13 protein-coding genes are annotated in these 12,452 nt (G+C 71.5%); 5 read left to right on the top strand and 8 right to left on the bottom strand.

All coding sequences use genetic code 11. The features are described from left to right. Positions 1-129: 129 nt before the first annotated feature. Positions 130-1,098 (top strand): threo-3-hydroxy-L-aspartate ammonia-lyase, encoded by a 969-nt coding sequence (locus ACZ5K7_RS20460; RefSeq protein ID WP_468915062.1) that lies wholly within the window; start codon positions 130-132, stop codon positions 1,096-1,098. Between the two features lie 238 nt (positions 1,099-1,336). Here ACZ5K7_RS20460 and ACZ5K7_RS20465 read toward each other — a convergent pair whose 3' ends face one another. Together ACZ5K7_RS20465 and ACZ5K7_RS20470 are read right to left on the bottom strand one after the other, a co-directional pair. Next, a complete protein-coding gene (locus tag ACZ5K7_RS20465; protein ID WP_468915064.1) occupies positions 1,337-1,729 on the bottom strand; it encodes an SCO5389 family protein in 393 nt (130 codons plus the stop codon). Between the two features lie 64 nt (positions 1,730-1,793). Next, positions 1,794-2,753: an ATP-binding protein gene (locus tag ACZ5K7_RS20470; RefSeq protein ID WP_351702820.1), complete on the bottom strand. Its 960-nt coding sequence runs from the start codon at positions 2,751-2,753 to the stop codon at positions 1,794-1,796. 252 nt (positions 2,754-3,005) lie between these two features. On the opposite strand from ACZ5K7_RS20470, the gene ACZ5K7_RS20475 reads away from it, so the two are divergent. The 4 genes from ACZ5K7_RS20475 to pqqB all read left to right on the top strand — a co-directional run bounded on the left by ACZ5K7_RS20475 (position 3,006) and on the right by pqqB (position 7,180). Then, on the top strand, positions 3,006-4,481 hold the full coding sequence (locus ACZ5K7_RS20475; RefSeq protein WP_351702817.1) for a purine-cytosine permease family protein: 1,476 nt from the start codon (positions 3,006-3,008) through the stop codon (positions 4,479-4,481). A 182-nt stretch (positions 4,482-4,663) separates the two neighbouring features. After that, complete coding sequence (locus ACZ5K7_RS20480) at positions 4,664-5,065, top strand: SseB family protein (protein ID WP_351702814.1); 402 nt, start codon at positions 4,664-4,666, stop codon at positions 5,063-5,065. Positions 5,066-5,114: 49 nt separating this feature from the next. Beyond that, on the top strand, positions 5,115-6,227 hold the full coding sequence (locus ACZ5K7_RS20485) for a hypothetical protein (protein ID WP_450972548.1): 1,113 nt from the start codon (positions 5,115-5,117) through the stop codon (positions 6,225-6,227). A gap of 62 nt (positions 6,228-6,289) precedes the next feature. Beyond that, the gene (pqqB, locus tag ACZ5K7_RS20490; protein WP_468915066.1) at positions 6,290-7,180 is read left to right on the top strand and encodes a pyrroloquinoline quinone biosynthesis protein PqqB; all 891 of its coding nucleotides are present in this window, start codon (positions 6,290-6,292) and stop codon (positions 7,178-7,180) included. Here the strand turns inward: pqqB and ACZ5K7_RS20495 are convergent. The 6 genes from ACZ5K7_RS20495 to ACZ5K7_RS20520 all read right to left on the bottom strand — a co-directional run bounded on the left by ACZ5K7_RS20495 (position 7,177) and on the right by ACZ5K7_RS20520 (position 12,440). After that, positions 7,177-7,578 (bottom strand): MarR family winged helix-turn-helix transcriptional regulator, encoded by a 402-nt coding sequence (locus tag ACZ5K7_RS20495; RefSeq protein ID WP_468915067.1) that lies wholly within the window; start codon positions 7,576-7,578, stop codon positions 7,177-7,179. The two genes, pqqB and ACZ5K7_RS20495, sit on opposite strands and share 4 nt — an antisense overlap. 98 nt (positions 7,579-7,676) lie before the next feature. After that, the gene (locus ACZ5K7_RS20500; protein ID WP_351702802.1) at positions 7,677-8,027 is read right to left on the bottom strand and encodes a VOC family protein; all 351 of its coding nucleotides are present in this window, start codon (positions 8,025-8,027) and stop codon (positions 7,677-7,679) included. A 237-nt stretch (positions 8,028-8,264) separates the two neighbouring features. Then, positions 8,265-9,299 carry a LacI family DNA-binding transcriptional regulator gene (locus tag ACZ5K7_RS20505; RefSeq protein ID WP_351702799.1) on the bottom strand — a complete coding sequence of 345 codons (1,035 nt, stop codon included), beginning with the start codon at positions 9,297-9,299 and terminating at the stop codon, positions 8,265-8,267. Then, a complete protein-coding gene (locus tag ACZ5K7_RS20510; protein WP_468915069.1) occupies positions 9,296-10,201 on the bottom strand; it encodes a carbohydrate ABC transporter permease in 906 nt (301 codons plus the stop codon). Before ACZ5K7_RS20510 ends, ACZ5K7_RS20505 begins: the two co-directional genes overlap by 4 nt. Beyond that, on the bottom strand, positions 10,198-11,124 hold the full coding sequence (locus ACZ5K7_RS20515) for a carbohydrate ABC transporter permease (RefSeq protein WP_468915071.1): 927 nt from the start codon (positions 11,122-11,124) through the stop codon (positions 10,198-10,200). The genes ACZ5K7_RS20510 and ACZ5K7_RS20515 overlap by 4 nt, the downstream gene beginning before the upstream one ends. Next, positions 11,121-12,440: an ABC transporter substrate-binding protein gene (locus ACZ5K7_RS20520; RefSeq protein ID WP_468915073.1), complete on the bottom strand. Its 1,320-nt coding sequence runs from the start codon at positions 12,438-12,440 to the stop codon at positions 11,121-11,123. Before ACZ5K7_RS20520 ends, ACZ5K7_RS20515 begins: the two co-directional genes overlap by 4 nt. Positions 12,441-12,452 lie beyond the last annotated feature (12 nt).

The raw sequence follows: 12,452 nt of genomic DNA on the forward strand, positions 1-12,452 counted from the left end.
CGTGTCCCCGCCCGGACCGGGTCTGGACTTCCCGTCCAGATGATAGACAATAATTCCATGCGGTCGGCGTCGAACGGCTCTGCTCGACGCCCATCCGGCGCCCGGCGGCGCCCAGAACGGAGGACGAACATGCCCGACACCCCGCCCGTGACCCTGCAGGACGTGCAGGACGCGGCCGCGCGGATCAAGGGAGTGGCCCACCGCACCCCCGTGCTGCGCTCGCGCACCCTGGACGAACTGGTCGGCGCCGAGGTCTTCCTGAAGTGCGAGAACCTCCAGCGCATCGGCGCCTTCAAGTTCCGGGGCGCCTACAACGCCGCCTCCCGGCTCTCCGCCGAGCAGCTGGCCAAGGGCATCGCCGCCTACTCCTCCGGCAACCACGCCCAGGCCGTCGCCCTCGCCGCCCGCGAACTCGGCACCACCGCCGTGATCGTGATGCCCGAGGACACCCCGCGCGCCAAGCTGGAGGCGACCGCCGGATACGGCGCGGAGATCGTGACGTACGACCGCTACACCGGCGACCGCGTCGCCATCGGCGAGGCCCTCGCCGCCGAACGCGGACTCGCGCTGGTCCCGCCGTACGAGCACCCGCACGTGATCGCAGGACAGGGCACCGCCGCTCTCGAACTCATCGAGGAGGTGGGCGAGTTGGACGCCCTTGTGGTACCGGTCGGGGGCGGTGGGCTGATCGCCGGCAGCGCGACCGCCGCGAAGGGGCTGCTGCCCGGGATCCGCGTCGTCGGGGTCGAGCCCGAGGCCGGGGACGACACCAAGCGGTCCCTGGAGGCGGGGCACCGGGTGTCCGTTCCCGTGCCGAGGACCATCGCCGACGGCCAGGCGGCCGACATCCCCGGCGAGCTGACCTTCTCCGTCAACCGGAGCCTGGTGGACGACATCTCACTGGTGAGCGACGACCAGATCCGGGACGCGATGCGGTTCGCCTTCGAACGGCTCAAGACCGTCGTCGAGCCGAGCGGCGCCAGCGGTCTGGCCGCGCTGCTCGCCCACCGGGTGACGCCGCTGCCGCGCCGGATCGGCGTCATCCTCTCCGGCGGCAATGTGGGCGCCGAACGGTTCGCCGAGATCGTCGCCGGCTGAGCGACCCCGGCGGCCGGGGCAGGCAGGGCCCCTGACGGAGGGGCTCGTGCGGGGGCGCGGGGCCAGGAGTCGGCAAGTTCCTGCGGCCGTCGAGGGCGCCCTGCTGCCGACCGTCCTCCCGGAGCCCGCGCTGACGGCGCTGCGGCGCGTGGTCCAGGAGAACGAGTCGGGCCGCCGGCCCCCCCCTGACGGCGGAGTTCGCGCGGCGGTCGGGCCGCCGCTTGCTACCCGCCCCGGTTCAGCAGTCGCGGAACTCCGGTGACTGGTTGAGGATCTGCGATCGCGCCGAGGTGAAGCGGGTGTGGGTCCGGCCGCCCCGCGCCTCGGGCGGGAAGACCGCCACCCGGTGGCAGTTCTGGAAGGCGAGGGCGACCCCGAAGTGCCGCTCCAGGCCGGCCCGGATCGCGTCGGAGGACAGCGCCCGCAGCAGCTGCCCGCGCTCCCTCTCCGACGGCGGCGGGGTCTGGTTGTCGGCGAACTCCGCGTTCCCGGCGCGCAGTTCGGCGGTCAGCCGGGCGATGAGCTGGTAGGCGTACGGCAGCGATGCACGGACGGTTTCCACGAAGTCCTCCTCCCGCAACGCACCGTTCTCGGCTTCGGCGAGCAGCTGCGGGGAGACGTCGAGCGACATAGGGCTGTGTCCTGTTCTGTTCAAGGGGCGGTACTCGAAAGGGAATCGGGCGGCAAGCGCGGTCTCAGGCGAAGGCGGGCAGGGCCGCCGGTCCGTGCCGGAAGTCCGGGTCGACCTGGGCGGCCAGATCCTGGCCGGTGGCCGCGTTCGCCCAGGCGGTGGCGTTGCGCAGATGGAACTCCACGGCGTGCCGCTGGAAGGCGTCCCAGTCCTTGGCCCGCGCGTCCACGGCGGCCCGCAGCCGGTCCATGGCGCGGGAGTTGTGCGGCTCCAGATCACCGCCGCTCCGGCCCTGCTCCTGGGCGCGGACGTACGACGACAGCTCGCAGTGGGCCAGCAGGTCCTCGCCCACCCGCTCCCGCAGGAAGGCGAGGTCGTCCGCGCCGGTCACCTTGTTGCCGACCACGGCGACCGGGATGCCGAACTCGGCCGCGTGGTCCCGGTACTGGCGGTACACGGAGAGGCTCTTGCGGGTCGGTTCGACCACCAGGAACGTCATGTCGAAGCGGGTGAACAGACCGGAGGCGAAGGCGTCGGCGCCCGCCGTCATGTCGACGACGACGTACTCGCCGGGTCCGTCCACCAGATGGTTGAGATAGAGCTCCACCGCGCCGAGCTTGGAGTGGTAGCAGGCCACCCCGAGGTCGCTCTCGGCGAACGCCCCGGTGACCATCAACGGCACCCCGGCGACCTCCTGGACATGGTGGGAGTGCACCTCGTCGTCGCCGAGCAGACGCAGCAGCCGTGAGCCGCGCCCGGGCGGGGTCGTCTTGACCATGGCCTCCGGGGACGCGATCCGGGGGTTCGTGCCGCGCAGGTAGTCCTTGATCGCACCGGTCCGCGCGCTCAGCGGCGGCGCCGTGAACAGCTCGTCCTCGTCGAGCCCGAGGGCGTGGGCCAGGTGCTGGTTGATGTCGCCGTCGATCGCGACGACCGGCACGCCGGACCGCGCCAGCCGACGGGTGAAGAGGGCCGACAGGGTGGTCTTCCCGCTGCCGCCCTTGCCGACGAAAGCCACACGCATCGCTGGTCACCTCTCCTGTTGAAAATGGAAGTCATGATCATAGATTGGAGAGGGTGCCGGGCGGTGTCAAATCGGGGTGACCCAACCGGGTCGCGGTCCGGGGAAGTTGACGGAGCACCGGATCCGGCGAGCGGTGGCCGCCGCCGCGCTTCCGGGCCCGCCGAGCGCCGCCCGCCCTGATCGCCCTGCCTTGACCCCCGGTCGGCGGCAGACCTAGCCTCCAGCCAACACACCTGGACGGATGGGTCGACGATGGCGGACGCACGGGAACCCGGCCGGCAGCTCCAGGTGGAGACCCACGGCCTCGACGTGATCGGCGACGCCGACCGCAAGGGCACCCCGCGCACCCTGTTCTGGCCCTGGTTCGGTGCGAACGTCTCCGTCCTGGGGATGAGCTACGGCGCCTTCGCGCTCGGCTTCGGCATCTCCTTCTGGCAGGCACTGGCCGCCGGAGTCCTCGGCATCCTCGTCTCCTTCCTGCTCTGCGGCTTCGTCGCGGTCGCCGGGAAACGCGGCTCGGCACCCACGATGGTGCTCAGCCGGGCCGCGTACGGCGTGCGCGGGAACCGGCTGCCGTCGGCTGTCTCCTGGGTGCTCACCGTCGGCTGGGAGACCGTCCTCATCGCCCTCGCCACCATGGCCACCGCGACCGTCTTCGCCCGGCTGGGCTGGGGCGGCGGCACCGGCACCGAGGTGGTCGCCCTGGTCGTGGTCTGCGCCCTGACCGTGATCGGCGGAGTGATGGGCTTCGACCTGATCATGCGGCTCCAGACCGTGATCACGGTGGTGACCGGCGTCCTCACCCTCGGCTACGTCGGGCTGGTGGCCGACCACGTCCACTGGACGACGGTGCGCGCGATCCCGTCCGGCTCCGCCCAGGAGTTCATCGGCGCACTGGTCTTCATGATGACCGGCTTCGGACTCGGCTGGGTCAACGCGGCCGCCGACTACTCCCGTTACCTGCCCCGGAGTTCCTCGGGCCGGGGCGTGATCGGCTGGACCACCTTCGGCAGCTCTCTGGCCCCGCTCCTCCTGCTGGTCTTCGGCCTGCTGCTCGCGGGCTCCTCTGACGCCCTGGACAAGGCGATCGCCGCCGACCCCATCGGCGCGCTGACGACCATCCTGCCCACCTGGTTCCTGGTCCCCTTCGCCGTCGTCGCGGTCCTCGGCCTGGTCGGCGGCGCGGTTCTGGACATCTACTCCTCGGGCCTCGCCCTGCTCTCCGCGGGCCTGCGGGTGCCGCGCTACCTGGCCGCCCTGGTCGACGGCGTCCTGATGATCGCCGGCTCGGTCTACATCGTCTTCTTCGCCGACGACTTCCTGGGCCAGTTCATGGGGTTCCTCACCACCCTCGGCGTCCCGATCGCCGCCTGGTGCGGCATCATGCTCGCCGACCTCGCCCTGCGCCGTCGCGACTACGACGAGGCCGGCCTCTACCGCCCGGACGGCCGCTACGGCGACGTACCGCTGCCGCCCCTGCTGCTCACCCTGGCCGCCACGGCCCTCGGCTGGGGCCTGGTCACCAACAGCTCCGCGAGCTGGCTCACCTGGCAGGGCTATCTGCTGGGCCCGTTCGGTCTCGGCGGCACATCCGGCGCCTGGGCGTACGCCAACCTGGGCGTCCTGGCCGCCCTCGCGCTCGGCTTCCTCGGCACCCTGGCGCTGGACCGCGGCCGGGTCCGCGCCCAGGAGACCCAGGCCGAGACCACCCCGGCACCGCCGGCCTGACCACCCGGCCCGGCCCGCTGCCCGCCTCGTCCCGTCCCGCCGCCACCCGGCCGGAGCTGCGCTTCGGTCGCACGGGGCAAGAGCTCGGACGCATGCCCCGGCCCCGATCGGGTACGCGTGCCGTGGCCGCCCGGTACGCACCGGTCCCTGCGGCCCGTACCACCACTATCTGGGGATCTGCCATGGAGACACCCGCACACGACGACCTTCCGACGCCGGCCCAGCGGGCACTCGACACGCTGGCCGTGAACGCCGAGGACCCTGACGCACTGGACACGCTCGCGCACAGCGACGTGCTGGTCCCGGTTCCGGACGACGCGGCGGAGGCGGCCGACCCCGCGATGATCGCGCTGCCCGTCCTGGACCGGCCCGAGGGCGACCCCGTCGTCCCCGTGTTCACCTCGGAGGGAGAGCTGACCGGTCTGCTGCCGACGGTCTCCCGCTACCGCCTGGTGCCGCTGGGCGCACTCGCCCAGCAGTGGCCCGAGGACAACCTGTCGCTCGCCATCGACGGCAGCTCGGCGCACGCGCTGACGCTGACCTCGGAGGGCGTGCGAACCCTGCTGGCCCGCCCGACGGGCTGACGACGGGTCCCGGTCACCGGGAGGTCGCCGTGCGGGTCAGAATGGCCCCATGGAATGGATCTCCGGGGTGGCCGGGGGACTGGTACTGATCCTGGTCCTGCGCAGCATCCTGCGCACCCTCGTGGTCCCCCGGGGCCTGTACTCCGTGCTGGTGTACCGGCTGTGGTGGACCCTGCGCAAGCTGCTCTGCCTCGTCGCGCGCGAGCGCGGCTACCTGGCGATCGACCGGGCAGAGACCTGGCTCGCCCCGCTGATGCTGGTCGGCATGCTCGCCGCCTGGCTCGGTGGGGCGTTCCTCGGCTTCGGCCTGCTGCTGTACGCGTTCTCCCCGCTGTCCTGGAGCACCGCGTTCCGGGAGGCCGGCTCCAGCCTGTTCACCCTCGGGTTCGCCAGCGGCGCCCGGCTGCGGCTGTCCGCGCTCGACTTCGTCGCCGCCGCCACCGGCCCCGTCTTCATCGCCCTGCAGATCTCCTACCTCCCCACGCTGTACGCCGCCTACAACCGCCGCGAACTGGAGGTCACCCTCCTGCAGTCCCGGGCCGGCGAGCCCGCCTGGGGCCCGGAGATCCTGGCCCGGCAGTGGCTGGTCGACACCGAGGTCGCGCTGCCCCAGCTGTACCGGGACTGGGAGCGGCTGGCCGCGGACATGGGGGAGAGCCACGCCACCTATCCGGTGCTGCTGGCGTTCCGCTCGCCCCGCCCCTACCGCAGCTGGCTGGTCGGCCTGATCGCCGTCATGGACGCGGCCGCCCTGCAGCTCGCGCTCACCCCGCGCGCCGCCCCGCCGGAGGCCCGCCTGGTGCTGCGCGCCGGGTTCACCGCCCTGCGCGACATCGCCGCCTCGGTACGGGCGACCTTCGACTCCGACCCGCCCCCGGACGCCCCGATCGACCTGACGTACGGCGAGTTCGAGGCGGCCGTGACCATGCTGGAGAAGACCGGCTTCCGCGCGGAGCGCGGCACCAGGGAGGCCTGGCCGCACTTCCACGGCTGGCGGGTCAACTACGAGGCCGTGGCCTACGAACTGTGCCGCCGGTGCGACGCCGTACCGGCGCTGTGGACCGGCGGGCGCGACTTCCCGTCGGAACCGATCCCGCCGATGCGCCCGGTGGACCGGCAGCCCCCCGAAGGACGGCCGGAAGTTCGCCCCGGCGACGGGTAGCGCGGCCCATCCTGAGGGAAGATCCCAGCAGGGGTCGGGGAGACCGAGAGGGGCGGATCGTCGTGAGGGTCGTCCTGCTGGGCACCGCCGCCGATGGCGGATTCCCGCAGTGGAACTGCGCCTGCGCGCTGTGCGCCGCCGCCCGGGACGGCAAGCTGCCCTCCCGTACCCAGGAGTGCGTCGCTCTGACCGGCAACGGCCGGGACTGGTGGCTGCTCAACGCCTCCCCGGACATCCGCGCCCAGCTCACCGCCACCGCGGTGCTCTGGCCGGGTCCGGGCCCCCGGGAGACCCCGGTGCGCGGAGTGCTGCTCACCGACGCCGAGGCCGACCACGTCACGGGTCTGAGCGTGCTGCGCGGGGCACCGGACCTGAAGGTGTACGCGACCCCGCCCGTGCGGACGGTGCTGGCCCCGGCCCGCGCCGCCCTCGACCGCTATGCCCCCTGGGAGTGGGCCGACAGCCTGGCCGACGGCGGCTTCGTGCTGTCCGGCGGCCTGGTCGTGACCGCGCACCCGGTGAGCGCCAAGGCCCCGAAGTACGTCCCGGCCGGGCTCGCGGCGGCCGACGGCCGCTGGGTCACGGCGTACCGCGTCGAGGACCTGGCCACCGGGGGAGTCCTGGTCTACGCGCCCTGCGTCGGCGCCTGGAGCGACGCGCTCGACGAGCTGTGCGCGGAGGCCGACTGCGTCCTGCTGGACGGCACCTTCTTCACCGCCGACGAGATGGGCTCCACAGTCCGCTCCGGACCGGGGCAGACCGCCATGGGCCATCTCCCGGTCTCCGGCCGGCACGGCAGCCTCGCCGCCCTGGCCCGGCATCCCCGTACCCGCCGGATCTACACCCACCTCAACAACACGAACCCCCTGGTCGACCCGGCCTCGCGGGCCCGAGCCCAGCTGGCCGAGGAGGGCATCGAAGTCCTGCCGGACGGCATCGAGTTCGCGCTCTAGCCGGCGGCCGGACCTTCGAGCATCCGTTCCAGCGCGGCCCGCTGCAGCGGCCGTGCCTCGGCGTGCCGGGCGCGGCCCCTGGCGGTGAGCGCGACCCACACGCCCCGCCGGTCCTCCACGCACACCGACCGCTCCACCAGGCCGTCCTTCTCCAGCCGCCCGATCAGCCGGGACAGCGCGCTCTGGCTGAGATGCACCCGTCCCACCAGGTTCTGCACCCGGCAGTGGTCACCCTCGGCCGGCGACTCGGTGGCCAGCAGGTCGAGCACCTCGAAGTCGCTCGCGCCCAGCCCGTGCGGGTGCAGCACCCGGTCGATCTCGCACATCGTGCGCGCGTGCACCGACAGGATGTCCCGCCAGCGTTCCTCCAGCCGGGCCTCGGCCGTCTTGACTGCCATACCCGCACCGTAGCACCGATCCGGCCAATCGTTGAGTGTGCAACTAGTGCGGGTGCAAGCAGTCTTCCGAGGGCCGCACCAGAGGGGCGGTGCGACGGTCAGGCCACCGGGTCCTGGAGCAGCCCCACCATGTTCCCGTCGGCGTCCTTCACGGAGGCGACCAGCCGGCCGTTGCCGACGTCCCGGGCGTCCTGGACCAGCTCCGCACCCGCCGCCAGCAGCGCCGCGAGCCGCTCCCGCAGATCGGTGACGTGCCAGAACGGCGTCGGCCCGGTCAGCCCCTGGGCATGCCCGTTCGGGTCCAGGCCGACGTCCTGTCCGGCGGCCTTGTACCCGACGTAGTACGGCTCGTCGGCGAACGGCTCGACGCCCAGCAGGGCGGTGAACAGGGCCTTGGCCCGCGCCGCGTCCTTCACGGGGTAGATGATCGTCTGGATGCCTGCGGTCATGGTCTTCTCGCTCCTCGGGTCTGGGAACCGGCGCGTTTCGGCCGGTGAGCCCACGCTAGGACGGGGGAGGCCGCCGCGGCTTCTTCGATCCTGACCGGTCGCGGTCTTTGGCGAAAGCACCCAAAGGGGCGCGGGGCTCCGTCTGACACGCGGCTGCCGCCGCGTGGGCGCGACAAGCCCACGCGGCGGCAGCGGACGCCCGACGGCAGGCCCTGGGACCTGCGGACCGCGCCCGGCTCACGTCGACTCGCGCCGCACCAGTTCCGTCGGCAGGATCACCGCCGCCGGGTCCTCGCCGCCTATCTGGGCGAGCAGGACGCGGACCATCTCGGTGCTGATCCGGTCCCAGGGCTGGCGGATCGTGGTGAGCGCCGGCGACACCGTGGTCGCCACCGGGGAGTCGTCGAAACCGCCGACAGCGATGTCATCCGGGACCCGCTTGCCGGCGCGTTGCAGCACCGTCAGCACGCCCTGGGCCATCAGGTCGGAGGCCACGAACACGGCGTCCAGGTCCGGGGCCTGCGCGAGCAGTCGCTCGGCACCGGCCTCGCCGCTGGCCCGGCTGTAGTCCCCGGACACGATCAGCGACTCGTCGATCTCGACGCCCGCCTCGGTGAGGACCTCCTTGTACCCGGCGAGCCGCTCGACACCCCCGGGGGTGTCCAGCGGACCGGTGATCATGCCGATCCGGCGGCGGCCCAGCGACAGCAGATGCCGGACCATGTCCCGGGCCCCGTCCCGGTCGTCGGCGGCCACGTAACTCACCTTCGAGCCGAGGCCGATGGGCTTGCCGCAGGCGACCAGCGGCACGCCCGCCGCCCGCAGCTCCTCGGCGACCGGGTCGCCCGAGTGACTGGACACCAGCAGCACCCCGTCGACGTGCCCGGCGCTGATGTACCGCGTGATGCGGCGCCGTTCGTCCTTCGTGCCCGCCAGCATCAGCAGCAGCGGGATGTCGTGTCCGGCCAGCGCCTGTGTGCAACCGCTCAGCAGCACGTTGAAGTTGGGGTCCTCGAAGAACCTCTCCTGGGGCTCCGTCAGCAGGAAGCCGACCGAGTCCGAACGTCCGGTGATCAGTGAACGGGCGTGCCGGTTCACGACGTACCCGGTGCGGCGGATGGCGTCGTTCACCGCCTCCTGCGCGGCGGGGCTGACGTAGTGCCCGCCGTTGAGCACGCGCGAGACGGTTCCCCGTGAGACGCCCGCCTCGCGCGCCACGTCATGAATCGTCGGCGGTCTGCGCCGGCCCCCCGCATTACTGCCCATGGTCATGACTTTACGGCCCCGGACAGCAGGTCAAGGCTCCAGAACCGCTGAATGACCAGGAACAGCGCGATCAGCGGCAGCACGGCCAGGAACGCCCCGGTGATCACCAGGGTGTACAGCGCCGGGGTGTTGGCGCCCTGCTCCAGGAGCGTGTAAAGGCCGAGCGTGAGCGGGAACTTCTCGTCGTCGCTCAGCATGATGTACGGCAGCAGGAAGTTGTTCCAGACGGCCACGAACTGGAACAGGAACACCGTGACCATGCCGGGGATCATCATCGGCATCGCGATCCGGGTGAAGATCCGCCACTCGCCGGCCCCGTCCATCCGTCCGGCCTCGACCACGTCGGCCGGCACGGCCGCGGCCGCGTAGATCCGCGAGAGGTAGACGCCGTACGGGGAGAGGATCTGCGGCAGCAGCACGGACCAGTAGGAGTCCGTGAGATCGGCCTTGGCCAGCAGCAGGTACTGCGGGATGGCCAGGATGACCGGGGGCATCAGCACGCCGGTCAGCAGCACGTTGAAGATCGACTCGCGGCCCGGGAAGCGGTAGGTGGCGAGCGCGTAGCCGCTGAAGGCGGACACACAGGTCGACAGCAGGGCGCCCAGACCGGCGTACAGGGCGGAGTTGCCCATCCAGTTCCAGTAGATGCCCTCGCGGTAGGCGCCGAGGTCCTTGAGGTTGTCCAGGAAGCCGGTGCCGGGCAGGAAGGTGAAGGTGGAGAACAGCTCGCTGCCGGACTTGGTGGACGCGATCACCACCCAGGCCACCGGGAGGAGCGTGTAGATCGCGCCGAGGAGGAGCGTGAGCGTCGGGATCAGGGCGATACGGCGGCGCCGCGGCGGACCCTGGGCGGTACCCGGAGTCGTACCCGCGGCCGGGGCGGCCTTGCGGACGGCAAGAGAACTCACTGGGCTGCCTCCTGCTTGTTGCGGCGGTTCGCGGCCCGCAGGAACCCGAAGGACAGCACCAGCGTGGCGAGGGCGATCAGGGTCGCCTCGGCCGCCGCCGAGTAGATGTCGCCCTTGCGGAAGGCGTCCTCGTACACCTTCATCAGCGGACTCCAGGTCGTGTTGACCGAGTTGGTGAGGGGCTTGAGGGTGGTCGGCTCGTTGAAGACCTGGAGCGTCGCGATGATCGAGAAGAAGAAGGTCAGCACGAGCGAGGGCGCCACCATCGGGATCTTGATCTTCAGGGCGGTCTGCCACGGGGTGGCGCCGTCCAGCTTGGCCGCCTCGTGGACCTCGGCCGGGATGGACCTGAGCGAGGTGTAGATGACGATCATGTTGAAGCCGGTGCCGCCCCAGACCGCGATGTTGGACAGGGCCAGGTAGAGCGGCCCGCCGTCCAGCAGGTTCGGCTGCGGCAGGTGGAGCTTTTCGAGCACGTAGTAGAAGGGGCTGACGTCCGGCAGGTACAGGAAGCCCCAGAGCAGCGCGGCCACCACGCCGGGGATGGCGTACGGCAGGAAGATCGCGAGCCGGGTGAAGGGGGCAAGCCGGACCCGCTCGGTGTCGAGCATCAGGGCGAACAGCAGGGCGAGGCCCAGCATCACCGGGACGACGATGCAGCCGTAGCCGACGACGCGCAGCGCGCCGGCCCAGAACTCGTTGTCGGTGAGGGCGTCCCGGTAGTTCCCCAGTCCCGCCCACACCTCGCTGCGGGCGCCCGCCCCCAGGCCGAGGCCGGAGACGTGCACCTTGCGGAAGCTGAGCCAGACCGCGTATCCGATGGGCAGCGCGAAGAACAGCGCGAAGAGGATCGTTGCGGGGAGAAGGAAGGCGTACGGGGCCCCCTTGACCCCGTACGCCTTCCGGCCGGTGGGGCTGGTCACTGAGAGACCTCGAAGCCCTGCTTCTTCATGTCGGCGACCGTGGCCTCCTGCATGGTGTCCAGGGCGGCCCCGAAGTCCGACTTGTTCTTGGCGGCGGCGCCGAACGCGTCGTTGAACGACGTGTAGGCGACGTTCACGTTCGGGCCCCACGCGGAGGGCGCTGTGGTCTTGGCGATCTTGGCGGCCTCGGTGTAGAAGTCGGCCTGGTTGGAGAAGTACTCCGGCGGGTTGGTGAAGGCGCCGCTGAGCTGGGCCGAGGTGGACGCCGGGTAGATGCCGCTCTCCTTGGCCAGTGCGTTGAGCGCGTCGCCGTCGGTGTTCAGCCAGGCGGCGAACTTGGCGGCGGCCTCCTGGTGCTTGGAGTCGGTGGTGACGGCGGTGGAGGAGCCGCCCCAGCTGCCGGTGACGTCCTCGGACGCGGACCACTGGGGGAGCGGGGCCATCGCCCACTTGCCCTTGGTGTCCGGAGCGGCCGTGGTGAGCGTGCCCGGCGCCCACACCGCGGAGACCCAGGCGATCTGCTTGCCGGTGTTCAGCGCCTTGTTCCAGGCCGGGGTGTACATCGGCTGGTTGTCGATGGCGCCCTCCTTGACCAGGCCGCCCCAGAACTTGGCCACCTTCTGGGTGGCCGCGTCGTTGATGGCGACCTTCCACTTGTCGCCGGAGGTGGTCCACCACTTGGCGCCGGCCTGCTGGGCGAGGCCCGCGAACAGGCCGGAGTCGTTGGCGGAGAACGTGGTCAGGTCGGTGCCCGGCGCCTTCTTCTTCAGCGCGCGGGCGGTCTTGGCGAACTCGTCCCAGGTGGTGGGGACGGTCAGGCCGTACTTCTTGAAGAGGTCCGCGCGGTAGTAGAACATCATCGGGCCGATGTCCTGCGGCACCGCGTACACCGCGTCCGTCCCCAGTGTGACCTGCTGCCAGACACCGTCCGCGAACTTGGACTTGGCGTCACCGACGCTCTTCGATATGTCGGCGACGGCGTCGTTGCTGACCAGCGTCGGCAGCGCCTGGTACTCGGCCTGCACCAGGTCGGGCCCGTTCTTCGCCTTGTGCGCGGTGAGGATCTTGGTGACCAGCGTGTCGCCGGACGCCTGCTTCTTCACCGTGACGGTGATCTGCTCCTTCTTGCCCTCGCCCTTGTTCCACAGGTCGACGACCTTGTCCATACCGGGCGCCCAGGCCCAGTACGTCAGCGAGACCGGACCGGAGTCGGCCTTGCTGTCGTCGTCGGACGAGCCGCAGGCGGCGAGGGCGGTGGCGCCGAGCGAGACGGCGACGGCGGTTGTCACGAGGCGGCGGCGCTTCGTGTGCGGCATGGATCTCTCCCC

Source organism: Streptomyces sp. NPDC031497 (assembly GCF_055580905.1).

Coding starts and splice junctions, on each gene's coding strand:
- ACZ5K7_RS20460 (WP_468915062.1), top strand. CDS start 130: ATGCCCGACACCCCGCCCGTGACCCTGCAGGACGTGCAGGACGCGGCC.
- ACZ5K7_RS20465 (WP_468915064.1), bottom strand. CDS start 1,729: ATGTCGCTCGACGTCTCCCCGCAGCTGCTCGCCGAAGCCGAGAACGGT.
- ACZ5K7_RS20470 (WP_351702820.1), bottom strand. CDS start 2,753: ATGCGTGTGGCTTTCGTCGGCAAGGGCGGCAGCGGGAAGACCACCCTG.
- ACZ5K7_RS20475 (WP_351702817.1), top strand. CDS start 3,006: ATGGCGGACGCACGGGAACCCGGCCGGCAGCTCCAGGTGGAGACCCAC.
- ACZ5K7_RS20480 (WP_351702814.1), top strand. CDS start 4,664: ATGGAGACACCCGCACACGACGACCTTCCGACGCCGGCCCAGCGGGCA.
- ACZ5K7_RS20485 (WP_450972548.1), top strand. CDS start 5,115: ATGGAATGGATCTCCGGGGTGGCCGGGGGACTGGTACTGATCCTGGTC.
- ACZ5K7_RS20495 (WP_468915067.1), bottom strand. CDS start 7,578: ATGGCAGTCAAGACGGCCGAGGCCCGGCTGGAGGAACGCTGGCGGGAC.
- ACZ5K7_RS20500 (WP_351702802.1), bottom strand. CDS start 8,027: ATGACCGCAGGCATCCAGACGATCATCTACCCCGTGAAGGACGCGGCG.
- ACZ5K7_RS20505 (WP_351702799.1), bottom strand. CDS start 9,299: ATGACCATGGGCAGTAATGCGGGGGGCCGGCGCAGACCGCCGACGATT.
- ACZ5K7_RS20520 (WP_468915073.1), bottom strand. CDS start 12,440: ATGCCGCACACGAAGCGCCGCCGCCTCGTGACAACCGCCGTCGCCGTC.